The organism is Pseudomonas macauensis (genome assembly GCF_047902425.1).
Lineage (GTDB): Bacteria > Pseudomonadota > Gammaproteobacteria > Pseudomonadales > Pseudomonadaceae > Pseudomonas.
The window spans coordinates 85,347-104,281 of sequence record NZ_CP138377.1; the positions used below are offsets into that span (position 1 = coordinate 85,347).

The 18,935-nt window shown below is 61.8% G+C and carries 15 protein-coding genes; 9 read left to right on the forward strand and 6 right to left on the reverse strand.

Annotated features, from left to right (window positions below; translation table 11 throughout):
• The first annotated feature begins 41 nt into the window (after nucleotides 1–41).
• Nucleotides 42–1,493 (forward strand): hypothetical protein, encoded by a 1,452-nt coding sequence (locus tag SD196_RS00420; RefSeq protein ID WP_343576105.1) that lies wholly within the window; start codon nucleotides 42–44, stop codon nucleotides 1,491–1,493.
• Between the two features lie 124 nt (nucleotides 1,494–1,617).
• Here SD196_RS00420 and SD196_RS00425 read toward each other — a convergent pair whose 3' ends face one another.
• Entirely contained in the window at nucleotides 1,618–3,306 is a 1,689-nt protein-coding gene (locus SD196_RS00425) for a glycosyltransferase family 39 protein (RefSeq protein WP_416310947.1), read from the reverse strand.
• Nucleotides 3,307–3,337: 31 nt separating this feature from the next.
• Nucleotides 3,338–5,248 (reverse strand): hypothetical protein, encoded by a 1,911-nt coding sequence (locus tag SD196_RS00430; RefSeq protein ID WP_343576111.1) that lies wholly within the window; start codon nucleotides 5,246–5,248, stop codon nucleotides 3,338–3,340.
• 312 nt (nucleotides 5,249–5,560) lie between these two features.
• Here SD196_RS00430 and SD196_RS00435 point away from each other — a divergent pair, with 312 nt between their 5' ends.
• The 8 genes from SD196_RS00435 to SD196_RS00470 all read left to right on the forward strand — a co-directional run bounded on the left by SD196_RS00435 (nucleotide 5,561) and on the right by SD196_RS00470 (nucleotide 14,806).
• Complete coding sequence (locus tag SD196_RS00435) at nucleotides 5,561–6,466, forward strand: GDP-mannose 4,6-dehydratase (RefSeq protein ID WP_275609535.1); 906 nt, start codon at nucleotides 5,561–5,563, stop codon at nucleotides 6,464–6,466.
• A gap of 209 nt (nucleotides 6,467–6,675) precedes the next feature.
• Nucleotides 6,676–7,647, forward strand: coding sequence for a GDP-mannose 4,6-dehydratase (gene gmd, locus SD196_RS00440; RefSeq protein WP_416310948.1), 972 nt, complete (start codon nucleotides 6,676–6,678; stop codon nucleotides 7,645–7,647).
• Between the two features lie 3 nt (nucleotides 7,648–7,650).
• Nucleotides 7,651–9,087, forward strand: a complete 1,437-nt coding sequence (locus SD196_RS00445; RefSeq protein ID WP_343576116.1) for a mannose-1-phosphate guanylyltransferase/mannose-6-phosphate isomerase — start codon at nucleotides 7,651–7,653, stop codon at nucleotides 9,085–9,087.
• Nucleotides 9,087–9,884, forward strand: a complete 798-nt coding sequence (locus tag SD196_RS00450) for an ABC transporter permease (RefSeq protein ID WP_343576118.1) — start codon at nucleotides 9,087–9,089, stop codon at nucleotides 9,882–9,884. The genes SD196_RS00445 and SD196_RS00450 overlap by 1 nt, the downstream gene beginning before the upstream one ends.
• Nucleotides 9,884–11,146 (forward strand): ABC transporter ATP-binding protein, encoded by a 1,263-nt coding sequence (locus SD196_RS00455; RefSeq protein ID WP_343576120.1) that lies wholly within the window; start codon nucleotides 9,884–9,886, stop codon nucleotides 11,144–11,146. The genes SD196_RS00450 and SD196_RS00455 overlap by 1 nt, the downstream gene beginning before the upstream one ends.
• A complete protein-coding gene (locus tag SD196_RS00460) occupies nucleotides 11,143–12,513 on the forward strand; it encodes a glycosyltransferase family 4 protein (protein ID WP_416311784.1) in 1,371 nt (456 codons plus the stop codon). Before SD196_RS00455 ends, SD196_RS00460 begins: the two co-directional genes overlap by 4 nt.
• A gap of 1 nt (nucleotide 12,514) precedes the next feature.
• Nucleotides 12,515–13,648 (forward strand): glycosyltransferase family 4 protein, encoded by a 1,134-nt coding sequence (locus tag SD196_RS00465; RefSeq protein WP_331315266.1) that lies wholly within the window; start codon nucleotides 12,515–12,517, stop codon nucleotides 13,646–13,648.
• Nucleotides 13,649–14,806, forward strand: a complete 1,158-nt coding sequence (locus tag SD196_RS00470; RefSeq protein ID WP_331315268.1) for a glycosyltransferase family 4 protein — start codon at nucleotides 13,649–13,651, stop codon at nucleotides 14,804–14,806. It begins immediately after the preceding gene.
• A gap of 72 nt (nucleotides 14,807–14,878) precedes the next feature.
• On the opposite strand, the gene SD196_RS00475 is transcribed toward SD196_RS00470, so the two are convergent.
• The 4 genes from SD196_RS00475 to SD196_RS00490 all read right to left on the reverse strand — a co-directional run bounded on the left by SD196_RS00475 (nucleotide 14,879) and on the right by SD196_RS00490 (nucleotide 18,879).
• Entirely contained in the window at nucleotides 14,879–15,085 is a 207-nt protein-coding gene (locus SD196_RS00475) for a DUF1127 domain-containing protein (protein WP_015474893.1), read from the reverse strand.
• A gap of 357 nt (nucleotides 15,086–15,442) precedes the next feature.
• Nucleotides 15,443–16,939 (reverse strand): acetyl-CoA hydrolase/transferase family protein, encoded by a 1,497-nt coding sequence (locus SD196_RS00480; protein ID WP_343576129.1) that lies wholly within the window; start codon nucleotides 16,937–16,939, stop codon nucleotides 15,443–15,445.
• A gap of 187 nt (nucleotides 16,940–17,126) precedes the next feature.
• Entirely contained in the window at nucleotides 17,127–18,563 is a 1,437-nt protein-coding gene (locus SD196_RS00485) for an NAD(P)(+) transhydrogenase (Re/Si-specific) subunit beta (RefSeq protein ID WP_275609543.1), read from the reverse strand.
• Between the two features lies 1 nt (nucleotide 18,564).
• Entirely contained in the window at nucleotides 18,565–18,879 is a 315-nt protein-coding gene (locus tag SD196_RS00490) for an NAD(P) transhydrogenase subunit alpha (protein WP_015474896.1), read from the reverse strand.
• Nucleotides 18,880–18,935: the final 56 nt, after the last annotated feature.

The following is an 18,935-nucleotide window of genomic DNA, read 5'->3' on the forward strand; positions in this document are numbered from 1 at the left end:
TTGGCCACCGTTGAGGCGACGACTTTCGAATGAATGATCCCATGCATGCCCAGAGCGCAGACCTACGTCCTGTCCAAGCGACGAGAGGGCTCTGGGGGAAAGGAGCCATCGGTTTTACCTGGCTGATGATCCTGCTGTTCACCTGGATGATGGCGCGCTTTGCCTTGAGGAACAGTTTCTTCATTGCCGATGATTTCGACCATTTTCAGCTGGCCACTTCGCTGCCGTTCATGGAGTACCTGCTGACCCCCATCGATGTCCATTTCGTACCCCTTCACCGGCTTGCCAGTGCGCTGCTGCTGGCGCTCGCTCCGTTGGATTTCCGGTTGGGGCTCTGGGCCATGGTTGCCATCCAGCTAGCCTCTTCGGTGATGCTGGCGCTATTGCTCAAGCGGCTCAGGCCGGGACCGTGGAATCCGGTGCTGGTGGTGTTTTTCGCCTGCAATAGCACCCTGTTGCCGCTCCTGATCTGGTGGAGCGCCGGTATCCACCGCCTGCCGTATATCCTGCTGACCATCACCTGCCTGTATTGCTACCTGGGGTATCGTGACTCGCGCCGACTCCGTGACCTGGTAGGTTGCTGCATCTGCTTCGTGACTGCGTTGGGCTTCTACAGCAAGGCGGTACTCATTCCGTTCTACATCCTGGCGCTGGAGTTCTGCCTGAGTTGGCGAGATGGGTACAGGGCCATAGGGCGCTACAAGCTGGGGATCGTATTGCTCCTGCTGGCAGTGGCGTACGTTGGCTGGTACGTGATGTTCGCACCTGTTCTGCGGGGGAGCGGAGAGGCCTCGATAGCGGTTGCCATCCAGATTACGCTGACGTTCTTCCGAGTGCTCGGAGGGTTACTGCTGCTCCATGCGGCCGCGGGCTGGGGGGTATCCGGTGCACTGGTCGCTCTGTTCTGGGTGTCGCTCATCGTATTCACCTGCCTTCGGCGCCGGGAGAACTTGGTGTTCTGGACGGCATTGATCAGCGTGCTGGCCCTGAACTTCCTGATCATCGCGGCATCGAGCCGGGCGCAGATGTTTGGTGTCTTTCTTGCCTTCGTTCCGCGTTACTTCCTTGAGGTCATCTACCTGATTACCATTTTCCTTTGTCTGATTCTGAATCCCGCAGCGCCGGCTGCTGTGAATAATCGTCGAGGAGGAATGGGCGCTGGGGTGTTACTGGTGCTTTTCGGGGTGTTCTACCCGGTCATGGCGTACCAATCGGCCAAGGCCTCCTTTGCTCGTGTCGAGGCGCCTCTGCATAAGCAGACTCAACGCTTCATGAGCACACTTCTGTCAGACTTGGACAAGATGCCCGCTGCGCAGACCATCAAGATCGCTGAAGGAAGTTTTCCGCTGTACGTCTATGGCCAGCTGATGCAGGTCCATAAACCATTCGCCGATGTTTTGCCGTTGCGCTACCCCAATCTGCAATTCGTCACGCGAGAACAGGCACAGTTCGAGATTGATTCGCAGGGCAGGGTGCTGCCGGTGACTCACTGATCGGGTCGAAGTGAGTGCCCCGCAGCATTTATTTGCTGGCACTGCCCGACGGTCAATGGATTGGGGTGACGGTAGTCTCGGTGATCGCCCGGTGCCCATCCGGAGCCTGGAAAACAGGCTCCGACTATTCCAGGCTCAGCGTCCGTAGCGCCATACCAAGAACCCTTGGGTCGGCGGAAGGCGGGCGCCGGGCGTCGGGTAGCTCGAAGGTCAGGGTATTGAGGCCAGCGATCAGCTGTTCCGGCGCAACCTTGAGTACGATGACTTGATTTGCTCCGTGCTGGACGCTCCTGCCGAGTACGCTGCCGTTCAGGCGAACTGTCAGTCGTTGTTCTCCCAGGAAGTCGGCCTTCAGGCGCAGAAAGGCAGGGTGGGTATTCGACGCGGCATATTGGAAGAGAATCCTGGCCTGCGGCCCGTCGGTCCAGCGGAACTCAGGTTCCGCCGTCGAGAAACCGATGAAGCCGATCTTGTCGGACTGGAAATCCAGATCGAAGTCCTGGGGCAGGGGCGCTGCACCGCGCATCTGGAATTCGGTGAGGCGTGCGGTGTGCCGTGCCGGGGTATGCAGGAACTGAGGGTAGTCCCAATTGAAGAGGTACTCGGGGTACGCGTCGATATTCGGCTCCATGTTCCAGCGCGCCGTGTAGGGGTTGTACAACCCTTGCCAGGTATTCACGAAGAGAGCGAAGGCGCCCAGCGCCAGTAACGGTACGTACAGCCAGCGGCGCCATTCTCGCGCCAGGCCGAGGCTAGCGAACAAGCCCACGAATAAGCCCGGCAGCACGTCCACCATGAGGCGCGAGCTATAGGACCAGCCGGCCCACCAGTGGGGAAATCGCGAGATGATGATCCAGTGGGCGATGGGCCACGCTAGGGCGACCAGCAACAGCGGACGGTGCTGTCGGGAGCGGATTGCCTGCGCCGGCAGGAGCAGCAGTGGCAGGAGCAGGAAGGGCGAAAAGACCAGGAGGCCTCGCGCTGGGCTCAGCAGATTTCCGTACAACGCGCTACCTAGGCTGTCGCTCTCTAGTCTCGATGGTAGGTAGTAGTCCGGTAACCATTGGGAGAACTCATGGAGGCTCCAGGCGCAGAACAGCAGTAGCGACAACGCAAGGGCGGTCCCAGCCTTCAGCGCCGCGCGTGGTTGCCGGTGCAGGAGATACAGCAGGAGGAAAGGGGCGAGCAGGGCAAGGGTGGGGCGGCAGAAGTAGGCGAGGAAGAGGCTGATGCCAATGGCGACGCTGGCCAGTGTGTCGTTCGCAGGCATTTTCCTGAGCGCCAGGTAGATGGCGAGGCTTGCGAAGAGTACCGCGAAGTCATGCGACCAGAGCGCGGTGGCCAGGACGCTGGCGTAGGAGCTGCCGAGCCAGCACAGGAGTGCCAGTAGATAGCTGCTGCGTCGGCTCAGAAACAGGCGTGCGGTGCGGTACAGCAACACGAGCAGACCCAGCGAGCACAGGCTCACCAGGGCCATTTGCAGGGTTTCCTCGTCGTTGAGCATGTCCAGCCCGAGCGTGTTGGCGAGCCCAACGAAGGGGGCGCTGAGGACGGCACTGCCCATCGGGAAGTAGTAATAGAAATGGTCGTTCTTCTGCTGGATCACATATCCGTAGCGCTGCAGCACCTTACTGCCGTAGCGGTCAAGGCGCACCTCGCCATGCTGGGCCAGGGTCTGACTCAACAGCAGTGTGCCGCGAGGATCGCTTGTCGTGTTGCGGGTCTGCCCGGTCAGTACGATGCACACGATCAGTACCCCAGCCAGGGCCCAGAAAACGCGTCGGAAGACGTCGGCGGAGGTGCTGTCGCTCATGCGGATAGGCAGCCTTGGCAGCGGTGAAGGATCAATTCAGGCGTTTCAGTGTCATCGAGAGCAGGCGTACGTCTGCTGTGCCGGGCCACGCCACCCGGAACTCGAAGGGCTCCGGGCGAGAGCGGTCGATGCGAAACTCGACCTTCTGAGTCGTGACACGGCCCGAACTGCCGTGCAGCGCTGTGGCGAGTACCGTGGGCTGCGAGGCGTTCGGTCGATAGACGTCCCAGGTGGCGACTTCCTGATCGGCGGGGGCGTTCGCCTGATACTCGATGCTCAGGCTGTAGAGACCACGGGAAAGATTGGCGTAGGGGCCGAACGACAAGAATCCTGGCGCGTCGCGCTGGGCGACAGCCTGCCGGCCAGTTTCGTCCAGTTGGCCGGTAAGCGACGGCAGCGCTGCGGCAGTAAAGCGCATGGGCTGTTCATTCGGCTGGCTCAGCGAGCCAATGACCGCGATCAGCAACAAGGCCACCGGCAGAACCCGTACTGGCGTGAGCCGGCGCGTACCGGCCTTGTCCTGGAACAGATAGGTGCCATAGCCGACCAGCGCGGGCAGCAGGCCGGCGAACAGGTAGTTGGGTGCGAACGAGACGGCCCAATCGAGGTTGTAAAGCGCTGGCAGCCAGTTCTGGACGCGCCCATAGAGCACGGTATAGGCGCTGAGCCAGAGCTCGGAGGAGCGGTTGTAGAGGCTCGCTCCGAACCAGGCGTACTTCATGAAGAAATAGCCTTGCAGCAGCGCCAGGCAGATCAGCAGGAATGCCAGCTGCCGGCGTCCGACTAGAGTACGCAGGGGCTCCAGGGCTGCCAGTGTAGGTAAGAACAGACACAGGGCCGCCGACCAGCCGAAGCGCCCCGAGAACGAACCGCCACCGTACCAGTTAGGGTGCAGGGCATTGGGCACCAGCATGGCGAGGAATACCATCGCCCAGGTGCAGGTCAGCAAGGGGTGGCGGCGTAGCAAAGGCACGAGGTAGAGCACACCGAGCAATAGCATCGGGTTCTGCAGCAACATGCCCTGATTCTGGTCCAGCAGCAGGCCCAGCAGCACCATCATTGCGGTGGGGCTGAGTTCCAGCGCGCCCGCCTGGTACGGCCCGCTGACCTTGCCGAACGCCTGCAGGTTGTAGCTGGCCAGCAGGGTGATGGAAAGGCCGAACAGCAACGGCCAGAGCAGCGTGAGTGCGATGTTGCGGTGCTGGCGAGCTGAGATCCATGTGGCGGCGGCGACCAGCAGCAGGGCGGCCGCGCTGAACTTGATCTGCAGCCAGGGCAGGAAGGCGATCGCCAGGGCATAGCCGAGTGTCGACAGGGGGCGGCGGGGCTGAAGTGGGGTTGCGAGCCAATACAGACCGCTCAGGCAGATCAGGCCGGCGAGCAAGTCCGGATAGATCTGGTTGGAGGCCGGCACGAGCGGCATGGCGACAGTCAGCGTCAATACCGCCATGATCGAAGTGCCGCCGTCCAGACCGAAGTGCCTGGCCAATTTCCAGGCCAGAACCACCGCCCAACTGCTTAGCAGGAGGAGGAAGAGTTTGCTGCCCAACACGCCCCCCAGCCAGTAGGGCAGTGCAAGGAGCAAGGGTAATCCGATGTTATGAACGCTGAAGAGTCCGTTCGGTCCTTGGATGCCGTGGGTGTTGCTGGCGTCTGGCGTCGAACCCGCAGGTGCGAGGCCCGAGGGGTAAATGGTGCGCTCGGTGAACTCTTCCCGGTAAGCCTGAGTCACTTCCAGACTGCCGTACTTGATCAGGCTTTCAGTGATGACCAGGTAGTGAGGTTCGTCGCCGGTCACCCGATTGATACCCCGGTGTTGCCAGATGGCCAGGCAGGCCAGGCAGAACGCCAGGTAAATGACCAGGCAAAGCGGCAGGCGTGCCTTCAGCAGCCCTTGCCGTTGGCCGGCCTGTGTTGTCTGGGACATCACGTTTTCGCGCATGGGGTGGCCGTTATTATCGTTGGAAGCATGGCGGCAGTCAGGCATTTCATGATTTATGAAAGCGAGTGATCTGGCAGAGATCAGCGGCAAAATATTGTGGTTTGTCGATTATATTGCCGGTAGCCTGCGAGGGTCCTTTCGCCGGGAGAGCGGCATGCTACAGCAGCGTTTTCCCGGCGAACACTGCAAATCGCTGCTGGTCCATCGAAAATTTCCGCAGCCACATGCATCCTTTGTTTCAGGTTGACCGAGTGACTGGCCAGTCAGCCATTAATGGCTTCTTTCCTTCAAAACAATCAGAGAGACTGCCCCTTGGACAAGCGACTACTCGTGACAGGGCTTTCCGGTTTTGTTGGCGCACATTTGCGTGCGTCTCTGCCGGCTGGATGGCGGCTGCTTGAGTTGCCGCGTGTGGATCTTCGCGATCCCGAAGGCTTCGACGCATACCTGCGGGATGGTCCACCGGACGCAGTGATCCACTTGGCCGGCCAGACCTTCGTGCCGCAGGCATTCCGCGACCCGGCAGGAACGCTGCAAGTGAACGTACTGGGAACCCTGAACCTGCTGGAGTCGCTCAAACGGTGCGGTTTTTCCGGAGCCTTTCTCTATGTCAGCTCTGGAGATGTTTACGGCCAGGTGAGCGAGGAGCAATTGCCCATTACCGAGGAGCAGTTACCCAGGCCACGGAACCCCTATGGCGTCAGCAAGGTCGCGGCGGAGCTGTTGTGCCAGCAGTGGAGCTTCACCGAGTCGTGGCGCATGATGGTGGCACGCCCGTTCAACCATGTGGGGACGGGGCAGAAGGCGGATTTCGTCCTGCCCGCGGTGGCCAGGCAACTGGCGCGTATCCGGTGCGGCATGCAGGTCCCGCGTATCGAGGTTGGTGACATCGATGTCACCCGCGATTTCCTCGATGTCCGGGACGTGCTGGCGGCCTATTTTGCGCTGCTGGAGCATGGACGCAACGGCGAGGTATACAACGTCTGCTCGGGACAGGAGTCCCGGGTGCGCGACCTGATTGGCCGGATGGCTCGGCTGGCCGAGGTCGAACTGGAGATTTGCCAGGATCCGCAGCGTCTGCGGCGCGCGGAACAACGTCGGGTCCGTGGCAGCCATGCGAAGCTTGGGCAAGAGACAGGATGGGCGCCAGTGATCAGTATGGAGCAGACGCTCCGGGATATTCTGGCGGACTGGGATGTCAGGGTGTTGCAGGAGTAAGTCCTTCGCTGTGGGGGAAGGGCCTGGGCCAGGTGACTGCCAATCACCAGTGATATCGGTCGCGGAAGCGCCACGAGCGTGCAATGGCCGACAGTAGTAATGCTCCACTCGGAGACCATGAAGGGCATACCCCGCCTGGCAGGGAATCCGGAATAACTAAAATCAACTCGCAGACCATGATTCTGTGAGACATCACGGATGCTAGAAGAATGACAAAAAGTGCACTGATCACCGGTCTGACCGGCCAGGATGGCGCCTACCTTGCAAAGCTGCTGCTGGAGAAGGGGTACAAGGTCCACGGATTGGTCGCCCGTCGCAGTAGCGACACACGCTGGCGCCTGCGTGAGCTGGGCATCGAGTCCGAAGTGGCCTACCTCGAGGGTGATCTGGCCGATGCCTGTTCCGTCCAGCGCGCCGTCATCAAGGCCAAGCCGGACGAATTCTACAACCTGGGGGCGCAGAGCTTTGTCGGCAGCTCTTGGGACCAGCCCGTCACCACCGGTATCGTCGATGGCCTGGGGGTGACGCACCTGCTGGAAGCCATTCGCCAATTCAGCCCGGAAACGCGCTTCTACCAAGCCTCCACCAGTGAAATGTTCGGCCTGATCCAGGCCGAGCGGCAAGACGAAAACACGCCGTTCTATCCACGTAGTCCCTATGGGGTGGCTAAGCTCTATGGTCACTGGATCACGGTGAACTATCGCGAGAGCTTCAAGCTGCATGCCTCCAGCGGCATCCTCTTCAACCACGAATCTCCGCTGCGCGGCATCGAGTTCGTGACGCGCAAGGTCACCGATGCCGTGGCACGCATCAAGCTTGGCAAGCAGAACGAACTGCGCCTGGGCAACATCGATGCGAAACGCGACTGGGGCTTTGCCGGCGACTACGTGGAAGCCATGTGGCGGATGCTGCAGCAGGACCAGCCGGATGATTACGTGGTGGCCACCGGCGTAACCACCACCGTGCGTGAGATGTGCCGCATTGCGTTCGAATACGTCGGCCTGAAATACCAGGACCACGTTGTGATCGATCCTGCCTTCTTCCGCCCGGCGGAAGTGGATGTGCTGCTGGGTAACCCGGGCAAGGCCGAGCGCGTATTGGGCTGGAGCCCGCAGACCAGCCTGGAGACGCTGATTCACATGATGGTTGACGCCGACCTGCGTCGCGTCGGCAAGGAGTAAGCCATGCTCATTCCCGTCATTCTCTCCGGTGGAGCTGGTACACGGCTGTGGCCGGTGTCCCGCGAAGGTCAGCCGAAACCCTTCATGGCAATGCCCGATGGGCAGTCCCTGCTCAACAAGACCTATCGGCGCGCGGCTGGCCTACTGGGTGGCGACGGGAGCATCGTCACGGTGACCAACCGCGACTACTACTTCCAGAGCAAGGACCATTTTCATGCCGCCAAGCTGCGTCAGCGCGGCCACTTCATCCTCGAGCCGACTGGGCGCAATACGGCACCCGCCATCGCGGTCGCGGCCTTGGCGCTGCGTGCGATGTACGGCGATGACGTGACCATGGTGGTGATGCCGGCGGATCATCTGATCCGCGATGTCGAGGCGTTCGCCAACGCCGTGGAACACGCGGTCGAACTGGCTGCACAGGGGCGACTGGTGACCTTCGGTGTAGTCCCCACCACGCCGGAGACCGGTTTCGGCTACATCGAGACCGGAGACGCGCTGGACGCCAAGGGCGGCAGCACGGTGAAACGCTTCGTCGAAAAGCCCGATCTGGATACCGCCAGGCAGTTCCTCCAGGCCGGCACCTTCCTCTGGAATTCGGGAATGTTCTGCTTCACCGTCGGCACCTTCATCAGCGAGCTGGAAAAGCATGCGCCCCAGATGTTGGCGCAAGCCATCGACTGCCAATTGGCGAGCCAGCCGGAGGAGATGGGCAATGTGGTCCAGCAGGAGCTGCCGCACGAGCATTTCTGCAACCTGGAAGACATCTCCATCGACTATGCGCTGATGGAGCGCTCCGATCGTGTCGCCGTCGTACCCGCGAGCTTCGACTGGAGCGACATCGGTTCGTGGACGGCCATGAGTGATCTGGTGGACGCCGATGCCGACAACAATCGCGCGGCCGGCAACGCGATCTTCGTCGACAGCCGCGACAACTACGTGCAGAGCGAGGGGCGCCTGATCGCCACCGTGGGCGTCGAGGGGCTGATCGTGGTGGAGACTGCCGATGCCATCCTGGTGGCGCGCGCGGACCGGGCGCAGGACGTTCGCAAGGTCGTCAAGCAGCTCAAGGACAGCGAGAACGAGGCGTATCGCCTGCACCGCACCGTGAGCCGACCCTGGGGTACCTACACCGTCCTGGAAGAGGGACCCCGGTTCAAGATCAAACGCATCGTAGTCAAGTCCGGCGCGGCGCTGTCGCTGCAGATGCACCACCATCGCAGCGAGCACTGGGTCGTGGTACAGGGCATGGCCAAGGTCACCAACGGCGAATCCGTGCGGCTGGTGAACAGCAACGAATCGACCTACATCCCCGCGGGGCACCGCCATCGCCTGGAGAACCCGGGGGTGATCGATCTGGTGATGATCGAGGTGCAGAGCGGTGAGTACCTGGGCGAGGACGATATCGTGCGCTTCGAGGATATCTACGGCAGGATCGTCTGATGTCGCTGAGTAGTCTGAAAGGCACCTGGCAGTACCGCGGTTTCATCGTGGGCAGCGTGCGTCGGGAGTTCGAATCGCGTTATCGCGGTTCGCTGCTGGGGGCGGCCTGGACCATCCTCAACCCGCTGGCGATGATCCTGGTGTACACGGTGATCTTCTCCGAAGTGATGCGTGCGCGCCTGCCGGGCGTGGACGACAAGATGGCCTACAGCGTGTTCCTGTGCGCGGGCCTGCTGACCTGGGGCTTGTTCTCCGAAGTGGTCAGCCGTTGCCTGAACATGTTCCTGGAAAACGCCAACCTGCTAAAGAAGTTGAGCTTCCCGCGCCTCTGCCTGCCGGTGGTGAGCGTGTGCAATGCCCTGCTCAATTTCGCCATCATCTTCGCGTTGTTCATTGGCTTCCTGCTCATCACTGGCCGCCTGCCAGGTGTAGCGCTGCTGGCGTTCCCGCTGCTGTTGGCGCTGCAGCTGGTTTTTGCTGTCGGCCTGGGCATGCTGGTTGGTGTACTGAATGTGTTCTTCCGCGATGTCGGGCAACTATTCGGGATACTTCTGCAATTCTGGTTCTGGCTCACCCCCATCGTCTATCCGCTGAGCATCCTGCCGGAGTCCATTGGCCGGCTGGTGCAGCTCAACCCGTTGACCGGTCTGATGCAGGCCTATCAGAACCTGTTTCTCCACGGCCAGTGGCCGCAGCTGTCGCAACTGCTGCCGGTAACGGTGTGCGGTGTGCTGCTGTGCGTCCTGGCAATGGCGCTGTATCGCGCGCGGGCGGGTGAGATGGTGGATGAACTCTGATGGGGCATATCCGGATTCAACAACTGGGCAAGGCCTATCGTCAGTACCCTAAGCGCTGGTCGCGCCTGCTCGAATGGATTACCCCCGGCGGCAAGCTTCGTCATCGCCAGCATTGGGTACTGCAGAATATTTCCCTGGAGATTGAGCCGGGCGAGGCAGTGGGTATCGTCGGGTCCAACGGCGCCGGCAAGAGCACCCTGCTCAAGATCATTACCGGCACCACCCAGCCCACCAGCGGTTCCTGCGAAGTGGGTGGCACTGTGTCCGCTCTGCTCGAGCTGGGTATGGGCTTCCACCCGGACTTCACCGGCCGCCAGAACGTATACATGGCCGCGCAGCTCCTGGGTCTGCAGCGCCCCGAGATCGATGCGCTGCTACCGGAAATCGAAGCCTTCGCCGAAATCGGCGACGCCATTGACCAGCCGGTACGTACCTACTCCAGCGGCATGCAGATGCGCCTGGCCTTCAGCGTCGCTACCGCTCGCCGGCCGGACGTGCTGATCATCGATGAGGCGCTGTCGGTGGGCGACTCGTACTTCCAGCACAAGAGCTTCGAGCGTATCCGCAGCTTCCGTCGTGCTGGCACCACGCTGTTGATTGTCTCCCACGACCGTTTCTCGATCCAATCCATCTGCGATCGCGCGGTGTTGCTTGAGTTTGGCCAGGTGGCGATGCAGGGCGATCCGGAAATGGTTATGGACTACTACCACGCGCGAATGGGAGAAGGCCTCAACCAGATCGTGCGTCAGGAGATGCTTGCCAACGGCAAGGCACGGACTATCTCCGGCACTGGTGAGGCGGAGATCGAGTCGGTACGGCTACTGGATTCTGGCGGCCGAGAAATCGAGCTGGTGGAGGTCGGTCATGAAGTGGTGCTGGAAGTCGGTGTCCGGGTCTGCCAGGACCTCGACCGGCTGGTGCTCGGCTTCATGCTCAAGGACCGTCTGGGACAGGCCATGTATGGCATCAACTCGCATCGCCTCAAGCAGGTGCAGAAGGGGCTGAAGGCGGGGGAACGGCTGATTTTCCGCTATGCCTTCTCCATGCGCCTGGGGCCGGGCAACTACTCGGTGTCGCTGAGCTTGTCCCGGCTGGACTCTCACCTGGACGGCAACTACGAATGGCGGGACTGCGCGATGATCTTCCATGTGGTCAACAGCACCCGCGAGAATTTCATCGGGTACTCGTGGTTGGATGCGCGGGCGAGTATCGAGCGCCAGTGCAGTGAATCACTGACCGAAAGCAGCGGAGAACCTCGCTGATGCGCTTGCTCGTCGAATGCACCTATGTCTTCGAACATCCCCATGTGAATTCCGGCATCCAGCGTGTGGTGCGCAACGTCATCGGCCATCTGGAGAGCGTGCACAGTGACGTGGACTGCATTCCCGTGGTGTTTTTCCGCGGACGCATGCATCGGGTGCTGCATCTGGCGCCACTCTCGACCGAGGAGTTGCCCTGGCACAGCCGGATGAAAATCGCCCTGGAGCAACTGCGCAATCAATACTGGATGTGGCATGCGCGTCTGGAGCGGCGCTGGCCGATGAGCCGCTGGCATAACGCCCGACGCGCATTCTATGTGCTAGCAAAGCTGGCGAGCCTGTCGATCACGTTACCGCTGCGTTTTGCCATGTTTTCTTCGCGCAATCATGTAGTGCCCGAGCGCATGGAGCCGCTGGAGGTCCAGCCGGGCGACCAGTTGCTGCTGCTTGATTCGTCCTGGCACGCGGATTTCTTCCCGGTGGCCGAGCGTCTTAAGGCGCAGGGCGTCGGGCTGGTGTCGGTGATCTATGACCTGATTCCCTGCACTCACCCGCAATTCTGCGATGCTGGCCTGGTGAAGGTCTTTGACCGCTGGTTCGACTGGATCGCCGAAAAGGCAGACGGCTTCATCTGCATCTCCACCACCATTCGCGACGAGGTACGCGCCGAGATCGTCCGCCGGCGTGGTGAGGAAGTCGCCCAAGGACTTTGGTTCGAGCATTTCTACCTGGGCTCTGAGCTCGATCTGGTGCGTGATACCTCAGCTCTGGATCGCAAGCTGACGAACATGTTCGACGAGGGCGATCCGGTTTACCTGATGGTCAGCACCATCGAGCCGCGGAAGAACCATGCCTATCTGCTGGATGCTTTCGAGCGCCTCTGGGCCGAGGGCTCGCGGGCCCGGCTGTGCATCATTGGCCGCATTGGCTGGAAATGCGATGCGCTGATCGAGCGCATACAGAACCATCCGCAGCTCAATCAACGCCTGTTCATGTTCAACAAGCTTAACGACCGGGGCCTGGAGTACGCCTATGCGCATGCCCGCGCATTGGTCTTCCCCTCGTTCGTCGAAGGCTTCGGACTGCCGTTGGTCGAGGCGATGCAGCGTCGATTGCCGGTTATGGCCAGTGATATCCCGGTATTCCGGGAGGTCGGCGGCGATTTCGTCGCCTACTTCGAGCTGGAGCGCCCCGAATCCCTGGCATCCCTGGTACAGGAATTTGAAACCAGCGACCGCTTCCCGGCGACCCGCAGCGTGCGCGACTGGCGCTGGCTCAGCTGGCGCGATGCCAGTCAGCAACTGGTGGATCGCGTGCTGCATGCCTTGAAACTGCGCCGCCAACCGCAGCGTGAAGTGGAAGTGATCTGAAGTGCGCGTAGCGCTCAATGCCCGCATTCTCCAGGCGCCGCGGACTGGAATAGGCCAGTACGTGGTGGCTTTGACCGAGGCGCTGCGCAAGCAGGCCGGACTGGATCTGGAACTGTTCCTGGGCACTGCCTGGGGTGCCGACCTGCCCTCGGAGCCTCTGCCGGGCTATTCGCGCAAGACCTCGCTGGCCAAGCGGGTGCCAGGCGCCTATCGGATTCGCCGTTGGCTGGAGCAGAGCTCTTTCGACCGGGGTCTCAAGCACCGTCAGGTGGATCTGTACCACGAGCCGACCTTGTGGCCGCTGGAGTTCGACGGGCCCATGGTCATGACACTGCATGACCTGACCCATGTGCATTACCCGCAGACCCAGCCAGCCGATCGCCTGGCGGAAATCGAACGGCACGTCGGTCGGGCCGTTGAGCGTGCGCAATCTGTACTCACCGATTCCGAGCATGTCGCCGGCGAGGTTCGCCGGCATTTCGGTTTGTCCGAAGACCGGGTGATCGTTGCGCCGCTGGGATGTGCCGCACGCTTCCATCCTCGCCCGTATCAGGCGCTGGAGCGAACGCTGAGTGGTTTGGGGCTGGTTGCAGGTCAGTACCTGATCTGTGTCGGCACGCTGGAGCCCAGAAAGAATCTCGAACTCGCGCTGCAGGCCCATGCTCTGTTGTCGGCAAGCGTGCGCAAGGGGCTTCCATTGGTGATAGTCGGAATGCCGGGATGGCGCACCGAGCAGCTTGGTGACACGCTGAAGACCGCCCTGGCGGAAGGCTGTGTGAGAATGCTGGGCTACCAGAGCGATGCGGTGTTGGCGGAACTGATCGCCGGGGCTCGGGTGCTGCTGTTTCCCTCACTGTACGAAGGCTTTGGCCTGCCCGTGCTGGAAGCGATGGCCAGCGGCGTGCCGGTAGTGCTGACACGCACCTCCTCATTGCCGGAAGTGGCCGGGGAGGCGGGGGTATACGTCGATGCGCAGGACCCGCAAGGGATGAGTGTCGCCATACAGCGACTGATGGAAGATGAAACTCTACGGCAGCGCTGCCGGACGCTCGGCCTTGAACGGGCGAAAGCGTTCAGTTGGCAACGCTGTGCCCGAATTACCAGCGATGTTTACCGTAAGGTACTGGGGGGCTGAATGCGCGTACTGCACTTCTTCAAGACCTACCTGCCGGATTCGGTCGGCGGCATCGAACAGGTGATCAACCAGCTCTGCCGCACGGGACACAGTCATGGCATCGAGAACCAGGTGCTGACCCTGAGCGCCAGTCCCGATCCGGCCGAGGTGATGGTCGACGGTCATCGGGTGTTCCGGGCGCGCCTCGATCTGCAACTGGCCTCCACCGGCTTCTCCTACAGCGTCGTACCGCAGTTCCGCAGGTTGGCGGCCGAAGCGGACATCATCAACTTCCACTTCCCTTGGCCGTTCATGGACGTGGTGCACCTGCTGTCGGGCGTGCGCAAACCGACCGTGGTCACCTATCACTCCGATATCGTCCGCCAGAAGCATCTGTTCAAACTGTACCAGCCGCTCATGCATCGCTTCCTGAACAGTGCTGACCGGATCGTCGCCGCGTCGCCCAACTATCTGAAATCGAGCGATGTGCTGCGCCGTTACCCGCACAAGGCGCAAGTCATCCCCTACGGCCTGGACAAGCAGGCCTATCCCACCCCCGCTGCGGAGTGCGTCGAGCGCTGGCGGCGGGCGGTAGGGGAACAGTTCTTCCTGTTCGTCGGTGTGATGCGCTACTACAAGGGGCTGCACATCCTCCTTGAGGCGGTGAAGGGCACCGGCTATCCCGTGGTGATCGTCGGGGCCGGCCCGCTGGAGCAGCAGCTCAAGGCGCAGGCCGCGGCGCTGGGCGTCGAGTCGCACGTCCGCTTCGTCGGCCGTGTCAGCGAGGAAGACAAGGTCGCCCTGTTGCAGCTGTCACGCGCGATCGTATTCCCCTCGCACCTGCGCTCGGAGGCCTTCGGTATCTCCCTGCTCGAAGGGGCGATGTATGGCAAGCCGATGATTTCCAGCGAGATCGGCACTGGCACGAGCTTCATCAATGCTCATGGTCTGACCGGACTGGTGGTGCCACCGAGCGATCCGCAGGCGTTCCGACAGGCAATGCGCTGGTGCTGGGAGAATCCGCAGGCGGCGGCTGAGATGGGGCGGCAGGCGGAAGTTCGCTATCGCGAGCTGTTCACCGCGGATGCTATGGGGCGGGTCTGGGCAGATCTGTATCGCAATCTGCTGGACGAAAAAGCGGAGAGGGAGATTCTGCTGCCCGAAGGCCGTTCTGGCTGAACGGCCGGGGCAACATACTTACCAGTACAGTTACGGCGAGCCTGGAGAGAGTGGCTCAGTTGTACTGTTGAATCAGCGCCAGAACGGCTTGTTCAGTTCGGCGTAACGCTGGGCTTCGCTGATGCCGGCGTCGGCCAGCAGGCGGGAGTCCAGGCGGGCCAGCTGACGGCGGCTTTCCATGCGGCGCTGCCACAGGCGAACGGTGCCGACGAGGCCACGGTGGGCGCTGGAGGTGCTACGGGTAGTGCTCAGAGCTGCGGAACCGAGGGTACGTTCCATGGTGGTCATCCTTCTCGCTTGTGGCGAGTAGTCAGTTGCTGAATTGATTGAGCATATGATCTGACTTTTTAGTCAGGGATGACAGGTACAGTTGCGCTGTATTGCAGCTGGTCAGGCGATTGTTATTTTGAACTGTAATGGTGTTTTTCGGGGCGAACTGTACCGTTGCGCTCCATTCTGGTGCGCAATTGATAGGCGTCTGAGGTATTTCGAGGGTGCCGGCCGGGGTGGCGGCGGGGAGAGCTGAACAGTTGGAGCGGGATAAAAATCTGTTCAGGAGTGTTTTTACGTGGTTTTTTTTCGGCTGTAAACCCTTGCGGGCCATTCATTGCTGAATGGCCCGCAAAAGGCTCCGGATCAGCTCGCCGCCAGCATGTGACCGTGCTCTTCCAGATTGATATGCCACTCCAGGGCCTCGCGCAGGATGTGCGGGGTATGGCCGCCGCGCTCGCAGGCGGCTTCGAAGTAACTGTTCAGGGCGTCGCGGTAGGACGGGTGCACACAGTTGTCGATGATCACCCGGGCGCGCTCGCGCGGCGCCAGGCCACGCAGGTCGGCCAGGCCCACTTCGGTGACCAGGATGTCCACGTCGTGCTCGGTGTGGTCGACGTGGCTGACCATCGGCACCACGCTGGAGATGTTGCCGCCCTTGGCGATGGACTTGGTGACGAAGATTGCCAGGTGCGCGTTGCGGGCGAAGTCGCCCGAGCCGCCGATGCCGTTCATCATCTTGGTGCCGCCCACGTGGGTGGAGTTCACGTTGCCGTAGATGTCGAATTCCAGCGCGGTGTTGATGCCGATGATGCCGAGGCGGCGGACCACTTCAGGGTGGTTGGAGATCTCCTGCGGACGCAGCACCAGCTTGTCCTTGTAGCGCTCCAGGTTACCGAACACGTCGGCGTTGCGGCGCGTGGACAGGGTGATGGAGCTGCCCGAGGCGAAGCGCAGCTTGCCAGCGTCGATCAGGTCGAAGGTCGAGTCCTGCAGTACTTCGGAGTACATGGTCAGGTTCTCGAAGGGCGACTCGATCAGGCCGCACATCACGGCGTTGGCGATGCTGCCGATGCCGGCCTGCAGCGGGCCGAGGCTGTTGCTCATGCGGCCGGCCGCCACTTCACGTTTGAAGAAGTCGATCAGGTGGTTGGCGATGCCCTGGGTCTCGTCGTCCGGCGGCAGCACGGTGGACGGGGAGTCCGCCTGGTCGTTGACGACGATGGCGACGATCTTTTCTGGCGGGATCGGGATGGCGGTGCTGCCGATGCGGTCGTCCACGCGAGTGAGCGGGATCGGCGTGCGGGTCGGGCGGTAGGTCGGGATGTAGATGTCGTGCAGGCCTTCCAGGTTGGTGTTGTGCGCGACGTTGATCTCGACGATCACCTGCTTGGCGAAGATCGCGAAGCTGGCCGAGTTGCCCACGGAGGTGGTCGGCACGATGTGGCCTTCCTCGGTGATGGCGACGGCTTCGATGACCGCGATGTCCGGCAGCTTGAGCTGGTGGTTGCGCAGCTGTTCGACGGTTTCGGACAGGTGCTGGTCGATGAACATCACCTCGCCGGCATTGATCGCCTTGCGCAGGGTGCTGTCGACCTGGAAGGGCATGCGGCGGGCCAGCACACCGGCTTCGGTGAGCTGCTTGTCGAGGTCGTTGCCCAGGCTGGCGCCGGTCATCAGGCTGATGCGCAGCGGCTCCTGCTTGGCGCGCTCGGCGAGGGCCTTGGGTACGGCCTTGGCTTCGCCGGCGCGGGTGAAACCGCTCATGCCGACGGTCATGCCGTCCTTGATAAGGGCCGCGGCCTGGTCGGCAGTCATCACCTTGTCCAGCAGGGAGGACATACGCACGCGATCACGGAACATGGGAAAACCTCGGGCAGTAGGAAGTGCGAGGCCGCCAGTCTAGGGACTCGGCGATTTTTGGCTCTTATACCAAGGTCGAAAAATCGCCCGGCCGGTCGCCTTCTTACTACCAAAGTCCACCAGATTTCCCATTGCCCGAAAGCAAGACACCGGCGCGAGGCCGGTGTCTTGTGGATCGACGGTCGTCTTAGTCGACGGCCTTGACCATGTCTTCGATGACTTTCTTGGCGTCGCCGAAGACCATCATGGTCTTGTCCAGGTAGAACAGTTCGTTGTCCAGGCCGGCGTAGCCGCTGGCCATCGAGCGCTTGTTGACGATCACGGTCTTGGCTTTGTAGGCCTCGAGGATCGGCATGCCGGCGATCGGCGACTTCGGATCGTTCTTCGCGGCCGGGTTCACCACGTCGTTGGCGCCCAGGACCAGCACCACGTCGGTCTGGCCGAACTCGGAGTTGATGTCTTCCATCTCGAACACCTGCTCGTAAGGCACTTCGGCCTCGGCCAGCAGGACGTTCATGTGGCCTGGCATACGGCCGGCAACCGGGTGGATGGCGAACTTCACGTTGACGCCGCGGTGGGTCAGTTTCTCGGCCAGTTCCATCAGCGCGTGCTGGGCACGGGCCACCGCCAGGCCGTAGCCGGGAACGATGATCACGGTGTCGGCGTTGGTCAGCAGGAACGAGGCATCGTCGGACGACCCGGATTTCACCGGGCGGGCTTCCTTGGCACCGGCCGGGCCGCCAGCGTCCGCTTCGGCGCCGAAGCCACCGAGGATGACGTTGAAGAACGAGCGGTTCATCGCCTTGCACATGATGTAGGAGAGGATCGCGCCCGAGGAACCTACCAGGGAGCCGGCGATGATCAGCATCGAGTTGTTCAGCGAGAAGCCGATACCTGCTGCGGCCCAGCCGGAGTAGGAGTTCAGCATCGACACGACTACCGGCATGTCTGCGCCGCCGATCGGGATGATGATCAGCACGCCGAGGATGAAGGCCAGGGCCAGCATCACCACGAAGGCGGTCAGGTTACCCGTGAACATGAACAGCAGGCCCAGGCCCAGGGTGGTCAGGCCCAGCACCAGGTTGAGCATGTGCTGGCCGGTGAACTGCACCGGGGCGCCCTGGAACAGGCGGAACTTGTACTTGCCCGACAGCTTGCCGAAGGCGATCACCGAACCGGAGAAGGTGATGGCGCCAATGGCCGCGCCGAGGAACAGCTCCAGGCGGTTACCGGACGGGATGGTGTCGCCCAGGTTCTGCACGATGCCCAGGGACTGCGGCTCGACCACGGCGGCGATGGCAATGAACACGGCGGCCAGACCGATCATGCTGTGCATGAAGGCGACCAGTTCCGGCATCTTGGTCATCTCGACGCGCTTGGCCATGATCGAACCGGCGGTGCCGCCGATCAGCAGGCCGACGATCACGTAGACGATGCCGGTGGTGGCGATCTCGCTGCTGATCTTGAACACCAGGGCCACGGTGGTGAGCACCGCGATGCCCATGCCGACCATGCCGAACAGGTTGCCGCGGCGCGACGAGGTCGGGTGCGACAGGCCCTTGAGCGCCTGGATGAAGCAGACCGAGGCGATGAGGTAGAGGAGGGTGACGAGGTTCATGCTCATGTCAGTGCTTCTCCGCCTTCGGCGCTTTCTTCTTGAACATTTCCAGCATGCGGCGGGTGACCAGGAAGCCACCGAACACATTCACTGCAGCCAGGGCCACGGCCAGGGTGCCCATGGCCTTGCCCAGCGGGGTGACGGTCAGGGCGGCAGCCAGCATGGCGCCGACGATCACGATTGCCGAAATGGCGTTGGTCACCGCCATCAGCGGGGTGTGCAGGGCAGGGGTGACGTTCCAGACCACGTGGTAGCCGACGTAGATCGCCAGCACGAAGATGATCAGGTTGTAGATGCCGTGGGAGATCAGCATGTCTTCCATAGTTTCTCACCGGTCTTCAGGGCCGGACGCGGGGTCCGGCACGTTCTTATATAAGA

What these genes read in the sequence shown, in the direction of transcription:
- SD196_RS00420 (WP_343576105.1), top strand. Translation starts at nt 42, where the DNA reads ATGCATGCCCAGAGCGCAGACCTACGTCCTGTCCAAGCGACGAGAGGG.
- SD196_RS00425 (WP_416310947.1), bottom strand. Translation starts at nt 3,306, where the DNA reads ATGAGCGACAGCACCTCCGCCGACGTCTTCCGACGCGTTTTCTGGGCC.
- SD196_RS00430 (WP_343576111.1), bottom strand. Translation starts at nt 5,248, where the DNA reads ATGCGCGAAAACGTGATGTCCCAGACAACACAGGCCGGCCAACGGCAA.
- gmd (WP_416310948.1), top strand. Translation starts at nt 6,676, where the DNA reads ATGACAAAAAGTGCACTGATCACCGGTCTGACCGGCCAGGATGGCGCC.
- SD196_RS00445 (WP_343576116.1), top strand. Translation starts at nt 7,651, where the DNA reads ATGCTCATTCCCGTCATTCTCTCCGGTGGAGCTGGTACACGGCTGTGG.
- SD196_RS00450 (WP_343576118.1), top strand. Translation starts at nt 9,087, where the DNA reads ATGTCGCTGAGTAGTCTGAAAGGCACCTGGCAGTACCGCGGTTTCATC.
- SD196_RS00455 (WP_343576120.1), top strand. Translation starts at nt 9,884, where the DNA reads ATGGGGCATATCCGGATTCAACAACTGGGCAAGGCCTATCGTCAGTAC.
- SD196_RS00470 (WP_331315268.1), top strand. Translation starts at nt 13,649, where the DNA reads ATGCGCGTACTGCACTTCTTCAAGACCTACCTGCCGGATTCGGTCGGC.
- SD196_RS00475 (WP_015474893.1), bottom strand. Translation starts at nt 15,085, where the DNA reads ATGGAACGTACCCTCGGTTCCGCAGCTCTGAGCACTACCCGTAGCACC.
- SD196_RS00480 (WP_343576129.1), bottom strand. Translation starts at nt 16,939, where the DNA reads ATGTTCCGTGATCGCGTGCGTATGTCCTCCCTGCTGGACAAGGTGATG.
- SD196_RS00485 (WP_275609543.1), bottom strand. Translation starts at nt 18,563, where the DNA reads ATGAGCATGAACCTCGTCACCCTCCTCTACCTCATCGCCTCGGTCTGC.
- SD196_RS00490 (WP_015474896.1), bottom strand. Translation starts at nt 18,879, where the DNA reads ATGGAAGACATGCTGATCTCCCACGGCATCTACAACCTGATCATCTTC.